We start from the raw sequence: 1,154 nt of genomic DNA, 5'->3' as shown, positions 1-1,154 counted from the left end.
AGGAGTGCGCGGGACATCACGACGCGCTGGATCTGGTTGGTGCCCTCGTAGATCTGGGTGATCTTGGCATCACGCATCATCCGCTCCACCGGGAAGTCGCGGGTGTACCCGGCACCACCGAACAACTGCACGGCGTCGGTGGTGACCTCCATCGCCACATCGGAGGCGAAACACTTCGCTGCCGCGGAGATGAACCCGAGGTTCTTCTCCCCACGCTCGGCACGCGCCGCCGAGGTGTACACCATCAGCCGCGCGGCCTCGATCTTCATCGCCATGTCGGCGATCATGAACTCCACACCCTGGAACGAGCTGATCGACTTGCCGAACTGCTTACGATCCTTGACATAGGCGATCGTCTGATCCAACGCGCCCTGGGCGATACCTATCGCCTGGGCACCGATCGTCGGCCGCGTGTGATCAAGCGTCTCGAGCGCGGTCTTGAACCCCGTACCCGGTGCGCCGATGATCCGATCGGCCGGGATGGTGCAGTTCTCGAAATACAACTCCGCCGTGGGCGAGCCCTTGATGCCCAGCTTCTTCTCCAACGGGCCCACGGTGAAACCGGGATCATCCTTGTGCACCATGAACGAGGAGATCCCGTTCGCACCCTTGTCCGGATCGGTCACCGCCATCACCGTGTACCAGCTCGACTTGCCACCATTGGTGATCCAGCACTTGCTGCCGTTGAGCACCCAGCTGTCGCCGTCCTCCTTCGCGCGGGTCTTCATCGACGCCGCATCCGAACCGGCCTCACGCTCGGACAACGCATACGAGGCCATCGCCTCACCCGAGGCGATCGACGGCAACACCTGCTGCTTCAGCTCATCCGAACCCTTCAGGATCAAACCCATCGTGCCCAGCTTGTTCACCGCCGGGATCAACGACGCCGACGCATCGACCCGCGCGACCTCCTCGATCACGATGCACGCCGCGACCGAGTCCCCGCCCTGCCCGTCGTACTCCTCGGGCACATGGATCGCGTTGAACCCCGACGCCGTCAACGCCGCCAGCGCCTCGTCCGGGAACCGGGAGTTCTCGTCCACATCCGCCGCGTGCGGCTCGATCTCCTTCTCCGAAAGCGCCCGAATCGCCGCACGCAACTCGTCGTGCTCCTCACCGAGCTTGAACAAATCGAAATCGGGGTTGCCGGCCAT

The 1,154-nt window shown here is 63.6% G+C and carries 1 protein-coding gene; it reads right to left on the bottom strand.

What is annotated here, in order from left to right:
- A partial coding sequence (locus tag DFR67_RS30145; protein WP_110473123.1) for an acyl-CoA dehydrogenase occupies positions 1–1,154 on the bottom strand: 1,154 nt, incomplete at both ends.

Source organism: Williamsia limnetica (assembly GCF_003217475.1).
Lineage (GTDB): Bacteria > Actinomycetota > Actinomycetes > Mycobacteriales > Mycobacteriaceae > Williamsia > Williamsia limnetica.
The sequence above is the reverse complement of the archived record's forward strand: the minus strand, read 5'-3'. Positions and strand labels throughout refer to the sequence as shown.